Source organism: Gordonia iterans (assembly GCF_002993285.1).
GTDB classification, from domain to species: domain Bacteria; phylum Actinomycetota; class Actinomycetes; order Mycobacteriales; family Mycobacteriaceae; genus Gordonia; species Gordonia iterans.
Map to the genome: position 1 here is coordinate 1,758,500 of NZ_CP027433.1, position 25,203 is coordinate 1,783,702.

General features: G+C 69.6%; 17 protein-coding genes, 1 tRNA gene and 1 pseudogene. 12 read left to right on the forward strand and 7 right to left on the reverse strand.

Annotation, left to right across the window (positions count from 1 at the left end; translation table 11 throughout):
- Positions 1-34: 34 nt before the first annotated feature.
- Together C6V83_RS08080 and C6V83_RS08085 are read right to left on the reverse strand one after the other, a co-directional pair.
- Positions 35-427 (reverse strand): DUF4189 domain-containing protein, encoded by a 393-nt coding sequence (locus C6V83_RS08080; RefSeq protein WP_105941965.1) that lies wholly within the window; start codon positions 425-427, stop codon positions 35-37.
- A 29-nt stretch (positions 428-456) separates the two neighbouring features.
- Positions 457-1,251, reverse strand: coding sequence for an LppX_LprAFG lipoprotein (locus C6V83_RS08085; protein WP_105941966.1), 795 nt, complete (start codon positions 1,249-1,251; stop codon positions 457-459).
- Positions 1,252-1,558: 307 nt separating this feature from the next.
- Here C6V83_RS08085 and C6V83_RS08090 point away from each other — a divergent pair, with 307 nt between their 5' ends.
- Both C6V83_RS08090 and acpS read left to right on the forward strand, forming a co-directional pair.
- Positions 1,559-11,029 (forward strand): type I polyketide synthase, encoded by a 9,471-nt coding sequence (locus C6V83_RS08090; protein WP_105943811.1) that lies wholly within the window; start codon positions 1,559-1,561, stop codon positions 11,027-11,029.
- Positions 11,026-11,418 carry a holo-ACP synthase AcpS gene (acpS, locus tag C6V83_RS08095; protein WP_105941967.1) on the forward strand — a complete coding sequence of 131 codons (393 nt, stop codon included), beginning with the start codon at positions 11,026-11,028 and terminating at the stop codon, positions 11,416-11,418. Before C6V83_RS08090 ends, acpS begins: the two co-directional genes overlap by 4 nt.
- 7 nt (positions 11,419-11,425) lie before the next feature.
- Here acpS and C6V83_RS08100 read toward each other — a convergent pair whose 3' ends face one another.
- Positions 11,426-12,055 (reverse strand): TetR/AcrR family transcriptional regulator, encoded by a 630-nt coding sequence (locus tag C6V83_RS08100; RefSeq protein ID WP_105941968.1) that lies wholly within the window; start codon positions 12,053-12,055, stop codon positions 11,426-11,428.
- A gap of 16 nt (positions 12,056-12,071) precedes the next feature.
- Positions 12,072-12,545 (reverse strand): thioredoxin-dependent thiol peroxidase, encoded by a 474-nt coding sequence (gene bcp / locus C6V83_RS08105; protein WP_105941969.1) that lies wholly within the window; start codon positions 12,543-12,545, stop codon positions 12,072-12,074.
- A 136-nt stretch (positions 12,546-12,681) separates the two neighbouring features.
- On the opposite strand from bcp, the gene C6V83_RS08110 reads away from it, so the two are divergent.
- Positions 12,682-12,906: a DUF3618 domain-containing protein gene (locus C6V83_RS08110; protein ID WP_105943812.1), complete on the forward strand. Its 225-nt coding sequence runs from the start codon at positions 12,682-12,684 to the stop codon at positions 12,904-12,906.
- A 94-nt stretch (positions 12,907-13,000) separates the two neighbouring features.
- Positions 13,001-13,073, forward strand: a tRNA-Lys gene (locus C6V83_RS08115).
- Between the two features lie 256 nt (positions 13,074-13,329).
- On the opposite strand, the gene C6V83_RS08120 is transcribed toward C6V83_RS08115, so the two are convergent.
- Entirely contained in the window at positions 13,330-13,641 is a 312-nt protein-coding gene (locus tag C6V83_RS08120) for a hypothetical protein (protein WP_105941970.1), read from the reverse strand.
- Positions 13,642-13,674: 33 nt separating this feature from the next.
- Complete coding sequence (locus tag C6V83_RS08125; RefSeq protein ID WP_105941971.1) at positions 13,675-14,310, reverse strand: response regulator transcription factor; 636 nt, start codon at positions 14,308-14,310, stop codon at positions 13,675-13,677.
- A 246-nt stretch (positions 14,311-14,556) separates the two neighbouring features.
- Here C6V83_RS08125 and C6V83_RS08130 point away from each other — a divergent pair, with 246 nt between their 5' ends.
- The 4 genes from C6V83_RS08130 to C6V83_RS08145 all read left to right on the forward strand — a co-directional run bounded on the left by C6V83_RS08130 (position 14,557) and on the right by C6V83_RS08145 (position 17,982).
- Positions 14,557-14,829, forward strand: a complete 273-nt coding sequence (locus tag C6V83_RS08130; RefSeq protein WP_105941972.1) for a GlsB/YeaQ/YmgE family stress response membrane protein — start codon at positions 14,557-14,559, stop codon at positions 14,827-14,829.
- A 50-nt stretch (positions 14,830-14,879) separates the two neighbouring features.
- Complete coding sequence (locus tag C6V83_RS08135; protein ID WP_105941973.1) at positions 14,880-15,077, forward strand: CsbD family protein; 198 nt, start codon at positions 14,880-14,882, stop codon at positions 15,075-15,077.
- Positions 15,078-15,450: 373 nt separating this feature from the next.
- Entirely contained in the window at positions 15,451-16,689 is a 1,239-nt protein-coding gene (locus tag C6V83_RS08140) for a L,D-transpeptidase (RefSeq protein WP_105941974.1), read from the forward strand.
- Between the two features lie 153 nt (positions 16,690-16,842).
- Positions 16,843-17,982, forward strand: coding sequence for an acyl-CoA dehydrogenase family protein (locus tag C6V83_RS08145; RefSeq protein WP_407646266.1), 1,140 nt, complete (start codon positions 16,843-16,845; stop codon positions 17,980-17,982).
- Positions 17,983-18,072: 90 nt separating this feature from the next.
- On the opposite strand, the pseudogene C6V83_RS08150 reads toward C6V83_RS08145, so the two are convergent.
- Positions 18,073-18,889, reverse strand: a pseudogene (locus C6V83_RS08150) (amidohydrolase family protein); the annotation flags it as partial.
- 161 nt (positions 18,890-19,050) lie between these two features.
- Here C6V83_RS08150 and C6V83_RS08155 point away from each other — a divergent pair.
- From C6V83_RS08155 to C6V83_RS08170, 4 genes are all read left to right on the forward strand, one after another.
- A complete protein-coding gene (locus C6V83_RS08155) occupies positions 19,051-19,812 on the forward strand; it encodes an IclR family transcriptional regulator (protein ID WP_105943814.1) in 762 nt (253 codons plus the stop codon).
- A gap of 132 nt (positions 19,813-19,944) precedes the next feature.
- Positions 19,945-22,221: a glycerol-3-phosphate 1-O-acyltransferase gene (locus C6V83_RS08160; protein WP_105941975.1), complete on the forward strand. Its 2,277-nt coding sequence runs from the start codon at positions 19,945-19,947 to the stop codon at positions 22,219-22,221.
- Positions 22,218-23,726, forward strand: a complete 1,509-nt coding sequence (locus C6V83_RS08165; protein ID WP_105941976.1) for an HAD-IB family hydrolase — start codon at positions 22,218-22,220, stop codon at positions 23,724-23,726. Before C6V83_RS08160 ends, C6V83_RS08165 begins: the two co-directional genes overlap by 4 nt.
- A complete protein-coding gene (locus tag C6V83_RS08170) occupies positions 23,716-25,185 on the forward strand; it encodes a wax ester/triacylglycerol synthase domain-containing protein (RefSeq protein WP_105941977.1) in 1,470 nt (489 codons plus the stop codon). The genes C6V83_RS08165 and C6V83_RS08170 overlap by 11 nt, the downstream gene beginning before the upstream one ends.
- The last annotated feature ends 18 nt before the right edge of the window (positions 25,186-25,203 follow it).

The following is a 25,203-nucleotide window of genomic DNA, read 5'->3' on the forward strand; positions in this document are numbered from 1 at the left end:
GAGGACGGGTGCCGCGTTCGCGGGCGGGACGGGGTCAGCTCGAGTGGCCCGAGGTGCAGAGCCAGTCGTAGATGTACCCGCCGCCGGCGTAGTACAGCGCGTACGACTGCGCGGTCCGCAGGTTCGATGCCCCGCCGTAACCCCAGTACTGAGAGCTCTTGGCGATGGCGCCGCAGCCGTTGACCATGGCGACCACCACGCGGCAGTCCGTGTAGCCGCACGCCGCGCGGGCGGCGTTCCGGGCGCTCACGGTGTCCTGGTAGTCCCAGGCTCGGCCGGTGGCGCCGGTGGACGGGGACAGCGCGAGTGCACCGTAGTAGTTGACCGCGTGGGCGGGAGCCGGCTCGACGACGTTCGAGACGCCGAGTACCGCGCCTGCGCCGACCACGGCGAGCCCGGCACTGACGAGACGTTTGCGGATGGACATGTCGATCTCCTGAATCTTTCTGTGCGGACTCAGCCGGCGGCGGGTTCGCGAGTGGGTTCGTCGGAGGCCGGCGGAGCCGTCGGCCGGACGGTCGGGGTCTGAACACCGGTCGGCTTGGTGACCTCGGTGCTGGTGTTCCACTTCGAGATGTCGATGGTCAGCGTCGTGTCCTGAGCGGGTTCGACGAGGACACGGGCGACCTGGTTCTCGTCGGTGATCCAGACGGTGGTGTCGAGCGGATCGGTCGAGGTGGTCGCGTCCTCACCGGCGGCGCCGGTGAGGCCGGCGACGGTCTTGGCCGGGACGGTGCCGGTCACCTTGGTGGCGGTGACGCCGTCGATCTGCTCGGTGCCGTCGGTCTTGGCGCCCTCCAGGCCGCGGAGGATGCTCGGCACGCCGGTCTCCGGGTTCAGAACCTGTGCGACGTCATAGATCGAGCGTCCGTCGCCGTAGTTGATCCAGCCCTCGCCGTCGACGTTCGCGTAGAAGGCGTTGTCGATGTAGACGAACGGCGCCTCCGCCGTCTTCCCACCCATGTTGAGCGTGGCGGTGCCCTTGCCGGACACGGTGGGTTTGGTGTTGACGTCGGCCTCGACGCCGGTGGCGTTGATGCTCTGGATGGCGCCGTCGACGGTGATCTTCAGATGTGCGCCGGTCAGCGCCTCCGTGGCGTCGGCGGCCTTGTTCAGCAGCTCGGTGGCGGCGGGGTCGGATGCCGCCGGGGTGGGCTCGGTGTCCGAATCGCTGCTGCAGGCGGTCAGCGCCAGGGCGGCAGCTGCGCCGAGGGCCACGACGGCTCCGAGAACGCGTTGGCGTCGCTTCATTCGATTGTCTCCTTCTCGCTCAGGTAGGGAGAAACGTAGCAACTGGTCCGGACCGGAGCCATGCACTGCCCGATATTTGAGTGTTTCTACGCAATACCGCGGGGGAGTGAATATAACGATTCGATAACTATTTCTCAGGCCACGAACGGGCTGGTAGGCGGGGTTACTCGCCGTTCTACCAGCTGGTATACCTACCGGTCGACCCAAAACATGAGGGAAGCCTCACATTTGGATGTCATCATGGAGTCCGTTCGGCAGTGTCGCCGAGCAGCCCCTTCTCGCCCCGCACGTCCTTCAGGAGAGCCTCTTGACCCTCGACCAGTTCCGTTCCCGTTCGCGCACCGACCGACCCGCCGCACCGGAACCGAGCCTGCTCGACCGCCTGGCTCAAGGCGAGGCTTACGCCGTGAGTTTCGGCGGTCAAGGCGGTCCCTGGCTGCCGACCTTCGCCGAAGTGGTGATCGACGCCGACCTGGAAGCGCACATGACGCAGGTGGTCGACGGCGCCCGCGAGATCCTCGCGCCCGTCGCCGAAGAGCTGGCCCGGGCCGGAGCCCGCAAGTTCGACCCGATCACCTGGATGCTCGCCCTCGACGAGGATCGCGCGGTGCCGACCGACGGCGAACTCGCCGACGCGACCCTCTCGCTCCCGGGCATCCTGCTCGCCCAGCTGGCGACCATCGCCTCGGCAGGCAAGCAGGGGCTGGACACCGCCGCGGTGCCGCCGGTCGCCGTCGTCGGGCACTCGCAGGGCGTCCTCGCCACCGAAGCCCTCGCCCGCTCCGATCAGGACCGGGACGCCGACGACGCGCAGCTCCTGGCGCTCGCCCGGCTCATCGGCGCCGCGGCGGCCCTGACCGCGCGCCGCCGCGGACTGGCCGGAACGGCGGAGGCGTCTCCGATGCTGTCCGTGTCGCAGGTGGCGCCGCAGGACGTCGAGGTGCTGCTGGCCCAGTACGTCGGCGAGCTGCCGGCCGACCAGCGGGTCGGCGCTCCCGCCGTCGCCGTCCACAACTCACGGCGGGCCGTCGTGCTTTCCGGCGCCCCCCGCCACCTCCGCGCCTTCCAGTTGCTCTGCGAGGAGAAGGCCGCCGCGTCGGCCGACGAGCGCAAGCGCAAGTTGACCGGTGGGTCGCCGTTCGCGCCGGTCTTCGAGAACGTCATGACCACCGTGCCCTTCCACCACCCCGACATGGCGCCTGCCCTCACCCTGGTCGCCGAGTGGGCGCAGCGCTGCGGCATCGACCCGGCGCTGGCGCACCGCTTCGCCGACGCCATCCTCGTCGGACACGTCGACTGGGTCTCCGAGATCGCCGAACTGGTCGCCAGCGGTGCCCGCTGGCTCCTCGACTTCGGCCCGGCCGACGTCGCCACGCGTCTGTCGTCCTCGCTCGTCCGGGGACAGGGCGTCGGCGCGGTCCCGGTCGCCACCCGTGGCGGTCAGCGGAACCTCTTCGTCCCCGGCAACGTGCCGGAGGTCTCGGCTCCGTGGGCGCTTTACGCGCCGCGCCTGGCCGAGCTGCCCGACGGGCGCACCGTGGTCGACACCCCCTTCACCCGGCTCACCGGCCGGTCGCCGATGATGCTGGCCGGTATGACGCCGACCACCGTCGACCCGGCGATCGTCGCCGCGGCCGCCAACGCCGGGCACTGGGCCGAGCTGGCCGGCGGCGGTCAGGTCACCGAGGCGATCTTCGCCGAGAACGTCGATCGGCTGACCGAGCTGCTCGAGCCCGGCCGCGAAGTCCAGTTCAACTCGCTGTTCCTTGATCCGTACCTCTGGAAGCTGCAGTTGGGCGGCAAGCGCCTCGTGCAGAAGGCCCGCGCGGCCGGCGCCCCGATCGACGGCGTGATCGTGACCGCCGGCATCCCCGAACTCGATGAGGCCGTCGAACTGGTCCACGAGCTCAACGACGCGCAACTGCACTACGTCTCCTTCAAGCCCGGCACCGTCGAGCAGATCCGGGCCGTCGTCCGCATCGCCAACGAGGTGCCCGAGTTCCCGATCATCGTGCAGGTGGAGGGCGGTCGGGCAGGCGGCCATCACTCGTGGGAAGACCTCGACGATCTGCTGCTGGCGACCTACGGCGAACTCCGGGACCGACCGAACGTCGTCATCTGCGTCGGCGGCGGCATCGGCACGCCCGAGCGCGCCGCGTCGTACCTGACCGGCGAGTGGTCGGCGCGTCACGGCTACCCGCTGATGCCGCTGGACGGCATTCTGATCGGCACCGCCGCGATGGCGACCCTGGAGGCCACCACCGCACCCGAAGTGAAGCAGATGCTGGTCGACACGGCCGGCTGCGAGGACTGGATCGGCGCCGGACACAGCGAGGCGGGCATGGCTTCGGGCCGCAGCCAGCTCGGCGCGGACATCCACGAGATCGACAACACCGCCTCCCGTTGCGGCCGGCTGCTCGACGAGGTGGCCGGCGACGCCGACGCCGTCGCCGAACGCCGCGACGAGATCATCGCGGCGATGGCCGGGACCGCCAAGCCGTACTTCGGCGACGTGGAGACCATGACCTACGGGCAGTGGCTGCGCCGCTACGCCGAACTGGCTGTGGGCCCGGCCGGACCGGACCCGCTGCCCTGGGCAGACGTCACCTGGGAACAGCGCTTCGTCGACATGCTGCACCGTGCCGAGGCGCGCTGCACCGACCAAGACTCCGGCGCCTTCGTCTCACTGTTCGACGGCGAGATCCCCGACCCCCACGCGGCGATCGCCGAGTTGGCGGACGCCTGCCCGGAGATCGACGCCGACGTGCTGCACCCGGCCGACGTGGCCTTCTTCCTCGAGCTGTGTCGGACCCCCGGCAAGCCGGTGAACTTCGTCCCGGTGATCGACAAGGACGTGCGCCGCTGGTGGCGCAGCGACTCGCTGTGGCAGGCGCACGACGCGCGCTACCGCGCCGACGAGGTGTGCATCATTCCGGGCCCGGTCGCGGTCGCGGGCATCACGCGCGCCGACGAGCCGGTGGGCGAGTTGCTCGACCGCTTCGAGGCGTACACCGCCGACATCCTGCGCAGCGGGGGCGAGCACTCGTGGCCGGCGGACGCGCGCCGTCGGACCGGCGAGGTGACCTCTGCGGGTCCGCTCACCGTCCTGCTCGAGTCGGTCGACGTCAGCTGGGCCGGACGCATCGTGACCAACCCGATCCGGCTGCTCGGGGACCTGGGTGCGTGGGACCTGTACGACGGCCACGCGGCCGATCACGCCCCGACCGGCGCACGGGTCGTCCTGCTCTCCGACGCGGGCGTGTTCCCCGCATCGTTCGAACTGACCGTACCGGTGTCGGGCACCGTGGTGCGCATCCCGATGTCGGTGGACGAGAGCTGCCTGGACGGCGGCGTCCCGCGCGTCGGCGTCGAGGAGGCCGCCGGCGCGATGCGCGAGCTGCTCGCCGTCGCCGCCGGGGGAACCCTCAGCGAGCTGAATGCCGACGCCCCCGCGGACGGTGCGAGCGGCGGTGTGCGGGTCACCGTTCCGTGGCTCGCCGACTCCGTCGCCGACCACAGCGGCGCCACCGGCGCTACGCTGCCCCGCAACTTCGCGCCCACCACCCCGGCCGCACCCCTCGGTTTCGCCGTACCGGACACCCTGGTGGTGGCGTGCTGGCCCGCGGTCTTCAGCGTCCTGGGCGCGGCGACCACCGACGAGGGGCTGCCCGTCGTCGAAGGTCTGCTGGATCTGGTCCACCTGGACCACGCGATCGAACTGACCGGCCAGATTCCCGCCGACGACACCGAACTGATCGTCACCGCACGCCTCGGCGAGGTCTACGACAGCGCCGTCGGCCGGGTGGTCGAAGTGGGCGTCGACATCGTCCGGGCGGACGCATCGGCCGGCCCGTCCGCGGTCGCCACGCTGACCGAGCGATTCGCGATCCGCGGCCGCCTCGGCGCGGCGGAACTGGCCGACCCGGTGCGAGCGGGCGGGGCCGCCGCCGACGAGCGGACCGCGACCCGCAAGCACGTGCGCACCGTCAAACTGACCGCTCCGGAGGACATGACCGGCTTCGCCGTCGTCTCCGGCGACCGGAACCCGATCCACACCGACGTGCTGGCCGCCCGGCTGGCCGGGCTGGGCGATCCGATCGTGCACGGGATGTGGCTCTCGGCCGCCGCACAGCAGGTGGTCACCGCCGCGGACCTGGACGAGCCGGTGCCGTCGCCGCGCGCGCTGCTCGGCTGGACTGCCCGCTTCCTCGGCATGGTCCGCCTGGGCGACGAGCTCACCGTCCGCGTCGATCGCGTCGGCATGGACGCCGGCCGCGACGTGATCGAGGTGACCGCCAAGGTCGGCGACGATCTGGTGATGGCCGCGACCGGCTTGCAGGCCGCGCCGCGGACCGTCTACGCGTTCCCCGGACAGGGCATCCAGAGCAAGGGGATGGGTCTGGACGCGCGCTCGCGCAGCAAGGCCGCCCGTGAGGTCTGGGACCGCGCCGACGCGCACACCCGCAAGGCGCTGGGCTTCTCGATCCTGGCCGTCGTACGCGACAACCCGACGACCCTGGTCGCGAACGGCGCCGGGAGCGGAGCGAGCGGGCCGAATTCCAACGGCGCCGGGAGCGGAGCGAGCGGGCCGAATGTCACCCGCGAGACGTACCACCACCCGGACGGTGTCCTGTTCCTGACGCAGTTCACCCAGGTGGCGATGGCGACGCTCGGCGTCGCCCAGGTGGCCGAACTGCGCGAAGCCGGCGGCTTCGTGGAGGGCGCGATCACCTGCGGCCACTCGGTGGGCGAGTACAACGCGCTCGCTGCGTGCGCCGGCGTGCTTCCGCTGGAAGCCGTCCTGGAGGTCGTGTTCCAGCGCGGCTCGGCCATGCACCACCTGGTGCCCCGGGACGAGCACGGACGGAGCGACTACCGCATGGCGGCCATCCGGCCCAGCCAGTTCGGGCTCGCCGACGCCGACGTCGTCGGCTTCATCGCGGAGGTCGCCGAGGAGGCCGGGGAGTACCTCGAGGTGGTGAACCTGAATCTGCTCGGCTCGCAGTACGCCATCGCCGGCACCGTCCGGGGCCTCGAGCGTCTGGAATCGGAGATCGTCCGCCGCGTCGCCGAATTCGGCGGCAAGCGTGCCTTCATCCTGGTGCCGGGCATCGACGTGCCCTTCCACTCCACGGTGCTGCGCGCCGGCGTGCCCGAGTTCCGCGGCAAGCTCGAGGAACTGCTGCCCGCCGACATCGATCCGGACATCCTCGTCGGCCGGTACATCCCGAACCTGGTGCCGCGACTGTTCAGCCTGGAACGCGCCTTTGTCCAGGAGATCGCCGACCTGGTGCCGTCCGAGCCGCTCGACGCGGTGCTCGCCGACTGGGACTCGTGGGCGGCGCGCCCGGCCGAGCTGGCCCGCGTGGTGCTGATCGAGCTGCTGGCCTGGCAGTTCGCCAGCCCGGTGCGGTGGATCGAGACGCAGGATCTGCTGTTCTCGTCGCCGGAGTCCGGCGGCCTGGGCACGCAGCGCTTCGTGGAGGTCGGCGTGAAGACCGCCCCGACGCTCACCGGCCTGGCGCGTAACACCCTGAAGCTGCCGGAGTACGCTTCCGCGACGGCCGAACTGGTCAACGCCGAGGCCGACGCCGCCCTGCTCACTGGCCAGGACGCCGGTGCGGAGCCGGAGCCGGAGTCGCCGACCGGCGCTCCGGAACCGGAGGCGGGTGCGCCCGCCTCCGCTGCGGCCGCCGGTCCCGCCGCCCCGGCGCCCAGCGCCGCGGCGTCCGGTCCGCGCCCGGACGACATCGCCTTCGGCCCGTCGGACGCGGTCCGCGCGGTGATCTCCCTGTGGACCAAGATGCGCCCCGACCAGATCGGGGCCGTCGACACCATCGAGGCGCTGTGCGACGGCGTGTCGTCACGCCGCAACCAGTTGCTGCTCGACATCGGCGGCGAGCTCGGTCTCGGCGCCATCGACGGCGCCGCCGAGGCGGACATGACCGCCCTGTCGGCCACCGTCGACTCGCTGGCGCGCGGCTACAAGCCGCTGGGTGAGGTGCTCGGCGACGCCGTCGCCGACCAGTTCCGGAAGGTCGCCGGTCCGCTGGGCAAGCGGCAGTCGTATGTGACCGACCGCGTCACCGGCGCGTGGCAGCTCGGCTCGGGCTGGGCTCTGCACACGCTGGTCGCGCTGGCGCTGGGCACCCGGGAGGGCGCCAGCGTGCGCGGCGGCGATCTGGGCGACCTGCTCGACGGTCCGGTCGCCAACACCGATGCGCTCGACGCGGTGATCGACCGCGCCGTCCGCAGTGCGGGTGCCGCGCGCGGCATCGCCGTCGAACTGCCCGTCGCCGCATCCGGCGGCGGCGCGACCGTGGACGCGGCCGCCCTCGGCGAGTTCGCCGATCAGCTGACCGGCCCGGACGGGGTGCTGGCCGCGACTGCGCAGACCATGCTGGCCAAGCTGGGTCTGGTCGACACCGCGTCGGCGCCCGAAGCAGATCCGGACGCCGGTCTGCTCGCCGATCGCGTCAGCGCCGAGCTGGGGTCGGAATGGCAGCGCGCCGTCGCACCGGCCTTCGACGCCGAGCGTGCGGTACTGATCGACGACCGCTGGGCGAGCGCCCGCGAGGACTTGGCCCTGCTGTGGCTGCGGGAGGATCCTTTCGACGGGGCTCAAGGGGCGACGGACGGGGCTCAAGGGGCGACGGACGGGGCTCAAGGGGCGACGGACGGGGCTCAAGGGGCGACGGACGGGGCTGAAGGGGCGACGGACGGGGCTCAAGGGGCGACGGACGGGGCTCAAGGGGCGACGGACGAGGCTCAGGCTGCGGCCGCTCGGTTCACCGGCGCGGGCGAGACCGTCGCCGCGCACGCCGCGTGGTGGCAGAACAAGGCTGCCGTCGAGGGCCGCGAGGCCCACGCCCGCGCCTACGAGGCGATCGCCGCCGCCGCCGTCGACGACACGGTCGGCGAGTTCGTCGGTGATGTCGCCGTGGTCACCGGAGCGTCGAAGGGGTCCATCGCGGCCGCCGTCGTGGGCAAGCTGCTCGCCGGCGGCGCCACGGTCGTGGCGACCACCTCGCGCCTGAACTCCGAGCGGCTGGCCTTCTACAAGGACCTGTATCGCGAGCATGCGCGCACCGGTGCTGCGCTGTGGGTGGTCCCGGCCAACATGGCGTCGTACACCGACGTTGACGGGCTGATCGACTGGCTGGGCACCGAGCAGACCGAGAACCTGGGAGCGAGCACGGCGGTGGTGAAGCCCGTGATGCGGCCGACGCTGCTGTTCCCGTTCGCCGCGCCGCGAGTGGCCGGCGACCTCACCGACGCGGGCGCACGCGCCGAGCTGGAGATGAAGGTCCTGCTGTGGTCGGTGGAGCGCCTGATCGGCGGGCTGTCGGCGATCGGCGCCGACCACGACCTCGCCGCTCGGCTGCACGTCGTGCTGCCCGGTTCGCCGAACCGCGGCATGTTCGGCGGCGACGGTGCCTACGGGGAGAGCAAGGCCGCGCTCGATGCGGTGGTCACCCGCTGGAAGGCGGAGTCGTGGGGCTCGCGCACCAGTCTGGCCCACGCCCTGATCGGCTGGGTGCGCGGCACCGGGCTGATGGGCGCGAACGACGTGATGGTCGACGCGGTCGAGAGCGTCGGTGTCCGCACGTGGAGCACCGAGGAGATGGCCGGGAAGCTGATCTCGCTCTGCTCTGCCGAGCAGCGGGAGACCGCGCGGACTGCTCCGCTGCTGGCCGACTTCACCGCCGGGCTCGATGCGGCGTCGATCGATCTGAAGGCACTCGCCGAGCAGGCGCAACAGGCGGCCGACACCGCCGACGAGACGACCGAAGATGCCGAGGGCACTCTGGTCGCAGCGCTGCCTGCCCCGGCACGGGCCCCGATCGGACCGCGCATCGACTGGCCCGAACTGGACGCCCGGCCGGAAGACCTGGTGGTGATCGTCGGCGCCGGAGAGGTGGGACCGTACGGTTCCGCACGTACCCGGTTCGAGATGGAGGTGGACGAGAAGCTCTCGGCCGCAGGCGTTCTCGAACTCGCGTGGACCACCGGCCTGATCCAGTGGGACACCGCACCGAAGCCCGGCTGGTACGACGTCGAGACCGGTGATCCGGTCGACGAGGCCGACATCGCCGAGCGCTACCACGACGCGGTGCTCGAGCGCTGCGGCATCCGCCGGTACGCCGACGAGGGCGCCATGGTGGAGAACTCGGCCCCGCTGCTGGAGTCGGTGTTCCTCGACCAGGACCTCAGTTTCTCGGTGCCGACGGAGGCGCAGGCACGTGCCTTCGTCTCGGCCGACCCCGAGCGGACCCGGGTGACCCCGAACGAGGAGGCCGGAGACTGGACGGTGACTCGCCTGGCGGGCACCGAGATCCGCGTGCCACGGCGCTTCGCGCTCTCGCGCACTGTCGGCGGTCAGATTCCGACCGGGTTCGACCCGGTGCGCTGGGGCGTCTCCCCGGACATGGCGGAGTCGGTCGATCGGGTGGCGCTGTGGAACCTGGTCGCCACCGTGGACGCGTTCGTGACCGCGGGCTTCAGCCCGGCCGAGCTCATGCGCTGGGTCCACCCCGGGCTGGTCGCCAACACCCAGGGCACCGGCATGGGCGGCATGACCTCCATGCGCTCGCTGTACGTCGACACCCTGCTCGGTGAGGCGAAGGCGAACGACATCCTGCAGGAGGCCCTGCCGAACGTGGTGGCCGCGCACGTGGTGCAGTCGTACATCGGCAGCTACGGTGCGATGATTCACCCGGTCGCCGCGTGCGCCACCGCCGCGGTCTCCGTGGAGGAGGGCGTCGACAAGATCCGTCTGGGCAAGGCGCTGTTCGCGGTCGCCGGCGGCTTCGACGACCTCGGCATCGAGGGGATCGTGGGCTTCGGCGACATGTCGGCCACGGCGGACTCGGCCACGATGGCGGCCAAGGGCATCGACGAACGACGCTTCTCGCGGGCCAACGACCGGCGCCGCGGCGGCTTCGTGGAGTCGGCCGGCGGCGGCACCGTGCTGCTGGCGCGCGGCGACGTCGCGGCGCAGATGGGGCTGCCGGTGCTCGGCGTCGTCGCATGGGCGCAGAGCTTCGGCGACGGCGTGCACACGTCGATTCCGGCGCCCGGGCTCGGCGCGCTGGGCGCGGCGCGAGGAGCAGAAGATTCTCCGCTCGCCAACTCGCTTGCCGCACTGGGGGTGTCCGCAGACGACGTCGCCGTGGTGTCCAAGCACGATACGTCGACGCGCGCGAACGACCCGAACGAGTCCGAGCTGCACGAGCGGCTCGCCGACGCGATCGGCCGGGGGGACGGCGCTCCGCTGTTCGTCGTCTCGCAGAAGTCGCTGACCGGTCATGCGAAGGGCGGCGCGGCCGCTTTCCAGCTGATCGGCCTATGCCAGGTGCTGCGCGACGGCGTGATTCCGCCGAACCGCAGCCTGGACTGCGTCGACGAGAAGATGGCCGAGTACCCGCACCTGGTGTGGGCGCGCGAGCCGCTGCACATGGGCGAGCGGTTCCCGCTCAAGGCGGGCGTCCTGACCAGTCTCGGCTTCGGCCACGTGTCCGGACTGATCGCCGTCGTGCATCCGGAAGCCTTCGTGGCGACGCTGGACGCGCAGCAGCGGGAGGACTACCGCGAGCGTGCGACGCGGCGCCTGCGCGACGGACAGCAGCGGCTGCTCGCCGCGATGTGCGGCGGGGAGGCGGCCTACAAGCGGCCCCCGAACCGCCGGTTCGACGAGGCCGTCGACGAGCACGATGCCGAAGCGGCGCTGCTGCTGGATCCGCGGGTCCGCCTCGATGCCGAGGGGGCCTACCAGTGAGCGTGATCGGAGTGGGACTCGACGTCGTCGACGTCGATGAATTCGCCGAGCAGCTGGATCAGGCGGGCTCGAACATGCAGATGGGCTTCCGGGTGGGTGAGCGGCGCGATGCCGCTTCGAAGCCCGGAGGTCCGGCCCGGCATCTCGCGGTGCGCTGGGCCGCCCGGGAGGCGGTGATCAAGGCCTGGTCGTCGAGCCGTTTTGCGCACACGCCGATCCTGCCGGAGACCGCCGTCAACGACATCGAGATCATCACCGACAACTGGGGACGGCCCAAGGTGCGCCTGCACGGCGACCTGGCGAAGTACCTGTCGGGGGTCAAGATCCACCTCTCGCTGACGCACGACGGCGGGACGGCGGCGGCCGTCGCAATCCTCGAAGACGACTGACTCGCAGTCAATGCCCGCCGGCTGTCTCCTCGAGAAGGAGATAGCCGGCGAGCATGCGTTTGAGCTCGGCGACGATGGCTTCGTGGTCGTGGCCGGCCTGCACTGAGAAGCTCAGCAGCGAATAGGCGGTGTGCACCAGCACTTGGGCCATCAAGGCTCGGCGTTCGCGCTGATGGGGCACCAGGGGCGCCAGGATGCGCGCGACTTGTTCGGCCAGGATCTGCTCGTTGAGCGCGGCGGTGACCCGGGTGGCCGGCGTCGACTGGACCGCCAGCCACACCGCGCGGCGTGACGGGTCGGTGCGCCACAGGGCGGCCAGGTGATCGAGGAACTTCTCCAGCAGTGCCGGCCACTCGAGCGAGGGGATCTCGCCGGCGAAGGCGGTCAGCTCGTCGCGAACGGCCGCGGTGTCCACGCGGTCCAGTTCGCAGACGATCACGTACTTGTTCGCGAAGTACTGGTACAGGGTGCCGATCGGGACGTCGGCCCGGGCCGCGATCTGCTCGCAGGTGAGCGAGTCGAAACCGTCGTCGATCAGTACTTCGCGCGCCCCGTGGAGGATGTCTTCGAACTTACGGCGGCTGCGCTCCTGCGCGGGTCGCTTACGCGGCAGCAGCGGCTCGGTGGGGTGATGCACAGGCACGGCGCGGACGTTACAGCGACAGGTCCCGGCGGATCTTCGCGACGTGCCCGGTGGCGCGCACGTTGTACAGCGCGGCGGCGATGTGCCCTTCTTCGTCGATCAGGAACGTCGAGCGGATGACGCCGGTGACGACCTTGCCGTACAGCTTCTTCTCGCCGAACGCGCCGTAGGCCTTCATGACTTCCTTGTCCGGGTCGGACAGCAGGGGAAAGTTGAGCTCGTCGCGCTCGACGAACTTGGCCAGTTTGGCGGGCTTGTCGGGCGAGATCCCGATGACGTCGACGCCGGCGTCGTTCAGTTCAGCCAGGTTGTCGCGGAAATCGCAGGCTTCCTTGGTGCAGCCGGGCGTCATCGCGGCGGGGTAGAAGTAGACGAGGACCTTGCGGCCCGCGTATTCGGCCAGCGACACCGGCTTGCCGTCGGCGTCGTCGAGCGTGAACGGGGGAGCGATGTCGCCGACTACGAGGCGTCCGTCAACTGGCATGAACTCACCATATCCGGGTGGCCGATCCGGTGGGAGCACCACGGGTAGGCTCGATACGTCGCGGGTCTCCTGCCCGCGAGAACAGCGATGGGACGACCCCGCTCAGGCGGGTGAGCGATGAACCGTGGAGGACCGCGTGGCCGACGACACCGAGAAGATCGAGCAGCAGATCGCGCAGGCGCGCGAAGAGCTTGCGCACACCCTGGACCAACTGGCCGAGCGTGCCAATCCGCAGCACCTGGCGGCCGATGCCAAGACCAAGGCACTGGCGTTCCTGAACACTCCGCCGGTCAAGTTCGGCCTGATCGGCGTCGGCGGCCTCGCCGTGGTGTTGGTGGTCCGCAAGATCGTCAAGCGCTGAGCCGTCTGGCCTCCAGCGAGTCGATTACCGCGTCTGACCAGCCGATTTCGTTTCTCGGCGGCCCTGGTGTTAGTGTTTCTTCTCGCAAGGCCAAGCGCCATTAGCTCAATTGGCAGAGCAGCTGACTCTTAATCAGCGGGTTCGGGGTTCGAGTCCCTGATGGCGCACACGGAACCGCCCCTCACCAGCAACAACTGTGAGGGGCGGTTTTCTGCTCTGCGGGCCGATGATTCCCGAACACCATCGAAGCACGACCGCGCATACTTGCCGAGGCGAGGGTACCCGGCACCGTTGATCCGTTCTCAGCACCCTCGACTGAGGGTGCCAGAACGAGTCGCGAGTGCCGGGCACCCTCGCCTCGGGCAGTACGGCGGGGAGGCGCTGCACGGCGATCGGGCCGTGGGACGACCCGGATCCACTGCGTCACGAGTAGTAGGCGTACGAGAACGCGGCTATTGCCAGAGCGAGCACTCCGTAACCGATCGCGAAGCTCCTGGTTCTCGCTGCGCCTCGGCTCGGGCATCGCCAGCAGCCCGCCACGACGGCAGCAGCCGCACACCCCGGGGCGAGCGCAGGCACCCACCACGTCCAGGTCTCGGGGTAGTTGCTGATACCGATCGCATGCCCGAGTCCCTGCCGGACCAGCGTGTACGAGACGTACCCGACGACCAGGCCGCCGCATCCGAACGCGACGCTGTAGCGCTGCGGCGCGGGTCCGGTACGCCGATCGTCCATGTTCTGATTCTCCTCGGGCAACGGAAGATCGGTCTAGTCCGAGATCCGGCGCCGGTCCGGGAGGAAGCCGTGCTGCACGCCCCAGACGACGGCCTGTGATCGGGTCGTCACGCCGATGCGCCGGTAGCAGGTCCGGATGTACGACTTGACCGAGTTGATCGACAGTCCGGCGTACTCGGCCACCTCCTGGTTGCTCATTCCCTGGGTGATGAGGGCCAGCACCTCCGACTCGCGCGGGGTCAGGCCCTCCTCTCGTCCGGGCCAGTCGCCGACCACCAGGCGCTGCGCTTCCTGATCAAGATGGACGGCCCGCTCGCCGCGGTGAATCGCGGTGAGCGCCGAGACCAGGGCCGATGCGGGCAGGCCCTTCGCGATATATCCGCTGGCGCCGTTCTGCAAGGCGGCATCGATCAGGGTGTCGCTCAGATTCCATGAGTAGACCACCACTTTGCCGACGGACGGATTACCGGCGAGCCGCTTGACTTCGGCGCGATCGCCCTGCGGATTGGCGAAAGAATCGTACAGCGCGATATCGACCTGTGCGGAGACGCTGGTGTTGGCATTCATTTCGACGACCTCGACGTGGTCCTCGTATTCGCGAAGCATGCCGGCCAGGCCCTGCACGACCACTTCGTAGTCGTCGACGATCGCCACTTTGATCGGATTCACTGGCACATCGTACCGAACGCCCGACGCCCGGGACGGCTTCACCCTTAAGGGTGTAGACGGTGCTTTGCCGGCCATTTACGTTAGGTCTCGGATGCCCCGCCGAGATCCAGGGAGTGCCCTCGCACACGGCTCAGCAGTGCTGAGACCTGGCCTTCAGTGTCGGGCAGCTCCATGTTGACGAGAGAAGCTCGCTCGGTTTCCGCACGCATGCGCCGACACCGGCCGGGCACGACGAAAGGCACTGAAATGACGCTCTCATTGAGCATTGTCGGATGGATCGTGATCGGTGGACTCGCGGGCTGGATCGCGTCGAAGTTCATGAACACCGATGCGCAGCAGGGGATCCTTCTCAACATCGTCGTGGGTGTGGTCGGCGGTCTTCTCGGTGGATGGGTGCTGACAGTCTTCGGCGTCGACGCGGCCGGCGGAGGATGGATTTTCAGTTTCCTCACCTGTCTTGCCGGAGCGTGCCTGCTCCTCTTCATCGTGGGTTTGATCACTGGCCGCCGGCATGCGTGACATCGAGGTGTCGCCCGCCATTCCGGTGGGCGTCAAGGGAAAGGAACACAATGGGAATCGGTGACAAGATCGGCAACCAGGCGGAGGAGCTGAAGGGGCGCGCCAAGGAGGCGGCCGGTGCCGCTGCCGACGACGACGACCTCAAGAACGAGGGCAAGGCCGATCAGGCCGCCGCGACCGTCAAGAAGGGCGTCGAGAACCTGAAGGACAAAGCCGGCGAGGTCGTGGACAAGATCACCGGCAACTGACGACCGAGGGGCGGCCGGCACCGCCGGCATCCGTCCCTCATGTGTGGGAACCGTCTCCCTCCCCGCGCCGGGTTCTCCCTTCCGGTGCCGGAGGTGGAGGCGGTTTCTCACCGTGCATGGGCGTGACCTGCGTGTACGGTGAATCACATCTGTGTGAGTACGGCGCCGTCGGGCCTGGCGTGCGGCTGCCTGTTCTGTGTACTCTGGCCAGTATCGATCGCATTCGGGAGCGGCGTCGGTTCCTGCACGGGTGCCGCCCGTCTCGAACCGGTCCGGACATGCGTCGCTATGCGTGTGTCCCTACAATGGCAAACTGAGGCGCCGGTCCGCACGGGTGCGGCGTCGTGGATTCGGGTTTCAGATTTGGAGCATCATGGCGTTCACTCGACTGCGTACTCTGCGGCGCCGGGAGCGGACCGTGGTCCGCAGTGGCCGAGGCAAGGCGGCCGTGGCAGTGGCCACCCTCGCCGTCGCGGCCGCCGCACTCAGCGCATGCAGCAGTTATAGCGACCAGGTGCACGCGTCGGGCGAGTTCGTGGACATGGTCCGTCCGGCCATCGCGGTGACCGACGACGGCGGCAAGCCGCTGGGCAAGGACGCCATCGGCGTGCAGCCGGGCAAGCCGATCGTCGTCAAGGCCACCGAGGGCGCGCTGACCGGTGTCAACATTCCCAAGGCGAACGGCACTCCGGTCAAGGGGGAACTGAGCGACGACGGTTCCACCTGGACCAGCAGCGAGCCGCTGGGGTACGACAAGCGATACACGCTGCAGGCCGAGGCCATCGGCGTGGGCGGCAAGACGACCACCTCGCAGTCGTTCACCACACAGGCGCCGAGCAACCTGACCCAGGCATACATCCTACCGGGCAAGGGCGAGACCGTCGGCATCGCCCAGACGGCCGGCGTCCGCTTCGACGAGGCGATCCCGAACCGCAAGGCGGCCCAGGACGCCATCAAGATCACGACCACGCCGAAGGTCGACGGCGCCTTCTACTGGATCAGTGATCGTGAGGTCCGCTGGCGGCCCGAGCACTTCTTCAAGCCGGGCACCAAGGTGACGATCGACGTCGACATCTACGGCGTCAACCTGGGCAAGGGACTGTTCGGCCAGGAGAACGTCTCGTCCAACTTCACCGTCGGTCGCGCGATGGAGCTCGTCGCCGACGACAACACCAAGACCGTGGTGATCAAGCGCGACGGCAAGGTGATCCGCACCATGCCGACCTCGTTCGGCAAGCCGGGCACCACCACGCCGAACGGCATCTACATGATCGGCGACCGCGTCGATCACATCGTCATGGACTCGTCGACGTACGGCGTCGCGGTCGGCTCTCCCGACGGATACCGCACCCCGGTCGACTGGGCGGTCCAGATGTCCTACAGCGGCATCTACCTGCACGGCGCTCCGTGGTCGGTGTGGGCGCAAGGCAACACCAACACCAGCCACGGCTGCCTCAACCTGAGTCCGGAGAACGCCCAGTGGCTGGTCCGCAACACGCTCCGCGGCGACCCGGTGACGGTGAAGAACACGCAGGGCGAGACCCTGTCCGGCACCGACGGACTCGGCGACTGGAACATTCCGTGGTCGGTGTGGAAGAAGGGCAACGCCTAAGCGGCCACTGCTTCCAGGCCATCTGACCTGCGGATACGTATGACGAACACGGAGACCGGCCCCCGCCGACGGGGGCCGGTCTCATTGTTACATCGCGCGTTGATACTATTCCCGAGATCCCACGAAACTCGTTCTAGTTAGGTGGCAATACTGATGGCCAAGCCGTCCTGGGAAACCGACGAACTCTCGGCGCTGCGCGACATGGCGCGCGCGTTCTGCGACAAGGAGATCGTCCCGAACATCGAGAAGTTCGCCGCGCAGCACCACGTCGACCGCGAGCTGTGGAACAAGGCGGGCGAAGTGGGTCTGCTGTGCATGTCGATTCCGGAGGAGTACGGCGGCGGTGGGGGCTCGTTCGCCCACGAGGCCGTGCTGATCGAAGAGCAGGCCCGCACCGCCGACACCTCGTGGGGCGTCAGCCTGCACAACGGCATCGTCGCGCACTACATCCTCGCCTACGGCTCGGAGGAGCAGAAGCAGAAGTGGCTGCCGAAGATGGCCACCGGCGAGGTCGTCGGCGCGATCGCGATGACCGAGCCGGGCACCGGCAGCGACCTGCAGAACGTCAAGACCAAGGCCGTCAAGGACGGCGACGACTACGTCATCGACGGCAGCAAGACCTTCATCACCAACGGCGGCCAGGCCGATCTGGTGGTCGTGGTGGTCAAGACCGACACCGCCGAGGGCGCCAAGGGCATCTCGCTGGTCCTGGTCGAGACCGACCGCGAGGGCTTCAGCCGCGGCCGGATCCTGGACAAGATCGGCATGAAGGGGCAGGACACGGCGGAGCTGAACTTCTCCGGCGTGCGCGTCCCGCAGTCGAACCTGCTCGGTGAGCAGGAGGGTCTGGGCTTCTTCCAGCTCATGCAGCAGCTGCCGCAGGAGCGCCTGATCATCGCGGTCGGCGCCGTCGCCGGCATGGAGGTCGCGCTGGAGAAGACCCTGGAGTACACCAAGGACCGCACCGCGTTCGGCCGCCCGATCTTCGGCTTCCAGAACACCAAGTTCAAGCTGGCCGAGGTCGCCACCGACGCGCACGTCGGCCGAGTCTTCCTCGACGACTGCATCGAGAAGCACGTGCGCGGGGAACTGGACATCCCGACCGTCGCGATGGCCAAGTGCTGGACCACCGACACCGCGCAGAAGGTCGCCGACGAGTGCCTGCAGCTGTTCGGCGGCTACGGGTACATGAACGAGTACCCGATCGCCCGCATGTGGGCCGACAGCCGCGTGCAGCGGATCTACGGCGGCACCAACGAGATCATGAAGGAGATCATCGCGCGCGCTCTGTGATCGCAGTACGACGACGGCCCCCGGCACCCGCGATCGCGGGAGTCGGGGGCCGAGTCGATGAGGCGCCTATCGGCTCGAGCGCGGCGGCGGCTACACGTCGCCGCGGCGCAACAGGCGACCGTTCGGCGTCTGCAGGTCCACTGTGGTCCCGCGCAGCCAGGTTCCGGTGACCACGCCGGCCAGGGCTCGACCGTCGTAGGGGCTCACCGCGTTCTTATGGTGCAGCTGGTGCACGTCGACGACGTAGGCCGATTCGGGCTCGAGGATCGTGAAGTCGGCGTCGCAACCGAGGGCGATACGACCCTTGCGGACCAGTCCGGCCAGCTCGGCCGGCCGGGCCGCCATCCACTGCAGCACCTGTGGCAGATCGATGCCCCGCCGCTTCGCCCTCCGTCCAGATCAGCGAGAGACCCAGTTGCAGTGAGGCGACACCGCCCCATGCGACACCGAAGTCGCCGTTCTCGACGTCCTTGAGGTCGGCGGTCGACGGCGAGTGGTCGGACACGATGCAGTCGATGACGCCGTCGAGGAGGCCCTGCCACAGCAACTCTCGATTGGCCGCCTCGCGGATCGGCGGGCAGCACTTGTACGAGGTGCCGCCTACCGGGATCTCCTCGGCCAGCAGGGTGAGGTAGTGCGGACAGGTCTCGACGGTGATCCGCACGCCGTCGCGCTTGGCGGTGGCCAGCATCGGCAGCGCGTCGGACGACGACAGGTGCAGGATGTGCGCGCGTGCGCCGGTCCACCGGGCCCGTTCGATCACCTCGGCGATGGCGACGTTCTCCGCGCCGCGGGGACGGGACGCGAGAAGCCGCGCGTACTGGTCGCCCTCCGCCGACGGCGCATGGTCGATCGCCCGCGAGTCCTCGGCGTGCACGATCATCATCGAGTCGAAGGTGACCAGCTTGTGCTGCACCAGCGCGGCCAGGGCTTCGGCCTGCGCGTCGGTACCGGCGACGGTGCGGCGCGCGACCGCATCGGCACAACGGGCCGTCGATCAGTCACCTCGGGCTGTCGCCTGCGTTATTCCGTATCGCGGACTGTATTGTGGGCCGCGAGGAGGGCGAGATGGTGGAGAAGGGCGGCGGCGTCCAATCGGTGGAACGTGCCTTCGAGATCTTGGAGTTGATCGGCAGGGCCGGTGGCGAGTGCTCCCTCAGTCATCTCGCCGCCGAGTCTCCGTTGCCTCCGCCGACTATCCACCGCCTGCTGAGGACCCTGGTCGGTCTCGGCTATGTGCGGCAGCTCCCGGATCGGCGTTATGCGTTGGGCCCCCGGCTGATCCGGCTCGGCGAGGTGGCCGACCGACAGCTCGGTGCGGTGGCGATCCCGGTGTTGGAAGGGCTGGTCGAGCAACTGCAGGAGACGGCCAGCTTGGCCGTGCTGGACGGCGACATGGTGATCTACACCGCGCAGGTGCCGTCCCCGCACAGCATGCGCACCAACAACGAGGTGGGGCGCCGGAGCCCGCTGCATACGGCGGCGGTCGGCAAAGCGGTTCTCGCCGAGCTCGACGACGCGCGCATCGTCCATCTGGTCACCCAGGCAGGTCTCACCCGTCTCACCGACTCGAGCATCTCCTCGCTGTCCGGCGTCTTCGCCGAGGTCGAGAAGGTGCGGGAGCAGGGCTTCGCCGTGGATCGCGAGGAGCATGAGCCGGGGGTGTGCGGACTCGCCGTGGCGGTTCCCGGCGCTCCGACGCCGATGGCGGTGGGCGTCTCGGGTCCGCTCGCGAGAGTAGACGAGGCGATGCAGGCCCGCGCGATCCGGGCCCTGCGAGACGCCGCTGACGCGATCTCGCTCGCCCTCATCGGCGCCCGGGAGCGCTGAGTCGCAGCGTGTGCTCTGTCCGGGCTGGCCGTCGTCGGCGTCGCCGCCGAGATAGGGTGTGACACATCATAGTGCGACGTACGGTGTGAGGTGCTCGTCGGCGACGGGCGTGCGGGACGGAGGGGCGGACAGATGAGCGTGATCGTGCTGGCGGATGCGCGGACCGAGTGCGAACGGCAGGTGATCGACGACTGGGCGGCGCGGAGCCGTCCCGACGCCCGGGTCCAGACGGTCGCGCAGACCGACTTCGAGCAGCTGGCGCCGACCACCGAGCTGGTGCCGGCGCGCGTCGTGTGGCTGCCTCCGGTGCGCGACGGCGAGCGGCGGGTGTCGCTGGCCGACGCCGTGGCGCTCTCGAATCCGCGACGCCCTCCGGCGTGGCGCCAGCCGGCGATCCGCAAGCGGCATCCCGATCGGGTCCGGGTGGCCGAGGGGGCCTCTGCCACGGTGGCCGAACTGCGCGAGCGCTACGAAGCCAAACAGGCGCGGGGGGAGTCGTTCGAAGGCTTCGTCGGCATGCAGGCGGCGCTCGCGGCGGAACGCTCGGAGCTGGCGCTGGTCGGTGATCGGTACAAGGTGCCGCGCCTGGTGGCCGAGCAGATCGGGTCGTCGGCCAAGTTCCAGGAGGCGGTCGCCGAACTGGCGGACCGGCTCGGGCGCCCGGCGGCATCGGTCGCCCAGGAGGCGACCGACAAGATGAGTTCCTTCGTCGCCACCCAGAGCCGACTGATGCGCGACGTCTTCACGTCCACCTTCCGCGGGTTGTACGAGCGCGCCTGGACGGTCTCGGCCGATCTGGACACGCTCGGGCGGCTCCGGACGCTCAACAAGTCGTCGTCGTTGATCTTTCTGCCGTCGCACCGCTCGTATGTGGACACGCTGGTGCTCAACAGCGTGCTCGACGAGCACGACTTTCCGCCGAACCTGGTCCTCGGGGGCAACAATCTCGCGTTCTGGCCGATGGGCCCGATCGCCCAGCGGGCGGGCACCATCTTCATCCGGCGACAGTTCGGCTCCGACCCGGTGTACAAGCTGGCGATGCGGTCGTACCTCTCGTTCATCGTCGAGAAGCGCTTCAACCTGGAGTGGTACATCGAGGGCGGCCGCAGCCGGACCGGGAAGCTGCGCCCGCCGATGTTCGGTCTGCTCGCCTACGTCGCCGATGCGGTGGAGAACCTCGACGACGCCGACGCCACCATCGTGCCCACCTCCATCGTCTACGACCAGCTGCCGGAGATCGCCGTGATGGCGCAGGAGTCCGCGGGCGGTGCGAAACGTCCCGAGGACCTGAAGTGGTTGCTGCGCTACGCGCGGGGGCAGCGCGAGTATCGGGGCGAGGCGCGGGTCCGCTTCGGGGAGCCGTTCTCCCTGCGGCAGGCGCTGGCCGACGCCGGCGACGGCCGCGCCAAGCTGGAGAAGGTCGCCTTCAAGGTGATGGACGAGATCAACACGGCCACCCCGATCTCCGCGACCGGGCTGGCCGGCTTCGCCCTGCTCGGCGCGGAGGACCGGGCCTACACGGCGGGCGAGATCGAGCAGATCCTGGCGCCGCTGCTCACCTACATCGACGATCGGGGACTGCCCGGCCCGGACCCGTCGCTGTGCCGTGGCCTCGGGCTGCAGCGCACGCTGGGCGAACTGACCGACGCCGGCGTGCTGACGGTGTACGACGGGGGGCCCGAGACGGTCTGGTCGATCGCGCCGGACAACCACGGCGTCGCCGCGTACTACCGCAACGGCGCGTTGCACCACTTCGTCGGACGGTCCATCGTGGAGCTGGCGATGCTCGCGGTCGCCGACGGCACGGTGCGTCCGGACGGACTGAGTCCGGACGGGGCCGTTCCGTACGAAGCGCTGCTGCGCGTCGCGCAGGCCGAGGCGCTGCGGCTGCGTGACCTGCTCAAGTTCGAGTTCTTCTTCCCCGTCAAGGACGAGTACCTGCACCGACTCGGGGCCGAGCTCGACCTGATCTCCACCGAGTGGCGGCACGTGACCCCGACGCGCGAGTGGGTCTACGACGCGCTGTTCGCCAACGCGGGCAAACTCCTGGCCCGACGCACCCTGCAGACTTTCTTCGACGCGCAGCTCGTGGTGGCCCGGCGGCTGTCGGCGCTCGGCCACGCGACCGTCGACAAGGAAGCCCTGCTGCTGGACTGCCTGGGCCTGGGGCGGCAACTGGCCCTGCAGGGAGTGATTCTGAGTAAGGACTCGGTGTCCAAAGACATGTACGACGCGGCGTACCGTCTGGCGGAGAATCGCGGTGCGATCGGCGACGGGCCGATCGAGGAGCAGCTCCGCGCCAGGGCCGAGTGGCTCGCTGAAGTGAACGAGATCCGGGTGCGGCTGAGCCGGATCGCCGCGATCGAGGCCGAACAGGCCGGCTCGATGAATCGGGAGGAGAACGAATGAGCGCGCTTTCGGAACGGCTGGCGCAGATCCGCGAGGCCCCCGGCGGCGACAAGGTGTGCGCGTTCTTCGATTACGACGGCACCCTGATCGACGGATTCTCCGCGGCGGACATCCTGCGCGCCCGGGTGCGCAGTCTCGACTTCACCGCCGGTGAACTCCGCGACGGCCTGATGATCGCGCTGCGCGGCTGCTACTCGGAGCAGGACTACGCCGAGGTGCTCAAGGCGACCCGGCCGGCGTTCGCGGGCAAGACCTACGACGAGCTCCTCGCCGAGGGACGGAATCTGTTCAAGAACGTGACGGCGGCCAAACTGCGGCCGCAGATGTGGCAGATCATCCGGGCGCACCGCGCTCGCGGGCATCGCATCGTGATCGCGTCGTCGGCGACCCGGTTCCAGATCGAGCCGATCGCCGCCGAGATCGGCGCCGACCGGGCGTTGGCGACCGACATCGAGGTGGTCGACGGCATCGTGACCGGCCGGGTGCTCGGACGGCCGCTGTGGGGGCCCGGCAAGGCCGCCGCGGTGCGCCGGCTGGCCCGGGAGTGGGATCTGGACCTGGCATCGTCGTTCGCCTACAGCGACGGCAACGAGGACGTGCCCTACCTGGAGGCGGTCGGCAATCCCGCGGCGGTGTCTCCGCAGCAGGGGCTGCGCGGGGTCGCCGAGGCACGGGGCTGGCCCATCCTGGACCTGAAGAACCCGACGTACAACAAGCTGGGCATGGCGCTGCGGACCGGAGCCTTCTACGGCAGCTTCCTCGGTGGGGCGGCGGTCGGCTTCGGCAAGTCGCTGGTGTCGTCGGACCGCACCGATGCGATGCAGGCGGCGGTCACGTCGGGCCTGGACGTCGGATTCGCACTGGCAGGAGTCGACGTCGACGTGCTGTCGGGGCGCGAGTACCTGACCTCGGCGCGGCCGTGCGTGTTCGTGTTCAACCATCAGTCCAAGCTCGACCTGCCGGTGATGATCCATCTGGTCCGCGGGGACGCGACCGGGGTGGCGAAGAAGGAGGTGGGCCAGCTTCCGCTGTTCGGCCAGATCCTCGACGCCGGAGGGGTGGTGTTCATCGACCGTGCGGACGCGGGCAAGGCGATCGAGCAGCTGACGCCCGTGGTCGAGAAGATCCGCGACGACCAGGTTTCGCTCGTCGTCGCGCCGGAGGGGACGCGGTCGGCGACGCCGCGCGTCGGGTCGTTCAAGAAGGGGCCGTTCCACATCGCCATGCAGGCGGGTGTGCCGGTGGTGCCGGTGGTGCTGCGCAACGCGGGCGAGGTGATGTGGCGGGGTTCGCAGCTGATCAAGCCCGGCGTGGTGGAAGTGCGGGTGCTGCCGCCGGTGGACACGTCGTCGTGGTCGCCGGAGACGGTCGGCGAGCACGCCGAGCAGGTGCGGCAAATGTTCGTCGACGCGCTCACCGACTGGCCGGTCACGGCGTTCGACGACGGTCGGCTGACGCGGACGATGGGCGTGTTCGAATGGCAGGAGTCCGGCGATGACGAGTGAGACGAACGAACAGACCGGGGCGGCCGGGCAGGACAAGCCGATCGACTGGGGCACCGATTCGCGGATGAGTCCGGTCGACACGGTGATGTGGCGCGGCGATGCAGACCGCAATCTCCGCTCGACCATCAGCATGCTCGAGCTGTACGACTGCACTCCCGACTGGGACCGGCTGGTCGCGGCGCACGAGTGGGGAAGCCGCATGGCGCCGCGCTTCCGGCAGCGGGTGATCGAGGCGCCGCTGCAGGCGGGACCGCCGAGCTGGTCGGTGGATCCGGACTTCGATCTGCACTATCACCTGCGCCGCATCCGGATCGGCGGGGACGGTTCGATGCGCGAGCTGCTTGCCACCTGCGAGCAACTGGCGATGACTCCGCTCGACCCGCGGCGCCCGCCCTGGGAGGGCTACCTGATCGAGGGGCTGCCCGACGGCAGATCCGCCTACTTCCTCAAAGCGCACCACGCGCTGACCGACGGGCTGGGCGCGATCATCGCGCTGGCGCAGCTGCACTCGCCGACGCGCGATCCCATCCCGGGCAAGCCGCAGCCGCCGGCTCCCGAGGTGCACGAACCGAGCGCGCTCGACGTGCTCCGCACGCAACTCGGCGAGGAGGTGGAGCGCATCCCGCGGCTGGCCGGGATGGCGCTCGAAGGCGTTCTCGCGCTGCGGAATCCGAAGCGGGCGCTGAGCCGGGTGCTGCGGTACGGGCGATCGGTGCCGCGGGTGGCCGGTCTGGTCGGTCCGCCGGGCTCGCCGCTGCTCGCCGGGCGGAGCGGGTCGTGGCGGTTCGCCGCGTTCGAGGTCCCGTTCACGAGTCTGAAGGCGGCGGCCACCGCGACCAACGCGTCGATCAACGACGTGTACCTGGGCGGGCTGATCGGCGGCTTCCGCAAGTACCACGAGCGAAACGACGTGATGGTCGACGCGATCCCGGTCGCCATCCCGATCTCCGTGCGCGAGGAGGGAGAACAGGGCGGCGGCAACCGGATCGCGGTCGGCCGGCTGGCCGGCCCCGTCGGCATCGACGACGCCTTCGAGCGGGTGCTCACCTGTCGCGAGCAGGTGCGCGCCGCCCGCAACGAGCCGGCGGTCGACGTGTTCAACACCGCGGGTCCGGTGCTGGCCTGGATGCCCGGCCAGCTGCTCGCGCAGTTCAGCGGCACCACCGCCGGGAACGACTTGCAGGCCAGCAACGTCCCCGGCATCCCGTGGGACACCTACGTCGCCGGTGCCAAGGTGGAGCGGATGTTCCCGTTCGGTCCGCTGCCCGGCTGCGCGGTGATGGCCACGATGATCACGCACAACGGGATCGCCTGCCTGGGACTGAACTTCGACGCCGCGGCGATCGTCGATCCGGACCTGTTCGCCGAGTGCCTGGTCGACGGGTTCAATGAGGTCATCGCGCTGGCGGCCACCTCCGACGACGAGCCGCCGCTGCCGCCGATGATCCGCGTGGAGTGACGACCCGTATCGTGTGAC

Coding starts and splice junctions, on each gene's coding strand:
- C6V83_RS08080 (WP_105941965.1), bottom strand. CDS start 427: ATGTCCATCCGCAAACGTCTCGTCAGTGCCGGGCTCGCCGTGGTCGGC.
- C6V83_RS08085 (WP_105941966.1), bottom strand. CDS start 1,251: ATGAAGCGACGCCAACGCGTTCTCGGAGCCGTCGTGGCCCTCGGCGCA.
- bcp (WP_105941969.1), bottom strand. CDS start 12,545: ATGCCAGTTGACGGACGCCTCGTAGTCGGCGACATCGCTCCCCCGTTC.
- C6V83_RS08120 (WP_105941970.1), bottom strand. CDS start 13,641: ATGGACGATCGGCGTACCGGACCCGCGCCGCAGCGCTACAGCGTCGCG.
- C6V83_RS08130 (WP_105941972.1), top strand. CDS start 14,557: ATGACGCTCTCATTGAGCATTGTCGGATGGATCGTGATCGGTGGACTC.
- C6V83_RS08135 (WP_105941973.1), top strand. CDS start 14,880: ATGGGAATCGGTGACAAGATCGGCAACCAGGCGGAGGAGCTGAAGGGG.
- C6V83_RS08140 (WP_105941974.1), top strand. CDS start 15,451: ATGGCGTTCACTCGACTGCGTACTCTGCGGCGCCGGGAGCGGACCGTG.
- C6V83_RS08145 (WP_407646266.1), top strand. CDS start 16,843: ATGGCCAAGCCGTCCTGGGAAACCGACGAACTCTCGGCGCTGCGCGAC.
- C6V83_RS08155 (WP_105943814.1), top strand. CDS start 19,051: ATGGTGGAGAAGGGCGGCGGCGTCCAATCGGTGGAACGTGCCTTCGAG.
- C6V83_RS08160 (WP_105941975.1), top strand. CDS start 19,945: ATGAGCGTGATCGTGCTGGCGGATGCGCGGACCGAGTGCGAACGGCAG.
- C6V83_RS08165 (WP_105941976.1), top strand. CDS start 22,218: ATGAGCGCGCTTTCGGAACGGCTGGCGCAGATCCGCGAGGCCCCCGGC.
- C6V83_RS08170 (WP_105941977.1), top strand. CDS start 23,716: ATGACGAGTGAGACGAACGAACAGACCGGGGCGGCCGGGCAGGACAAG.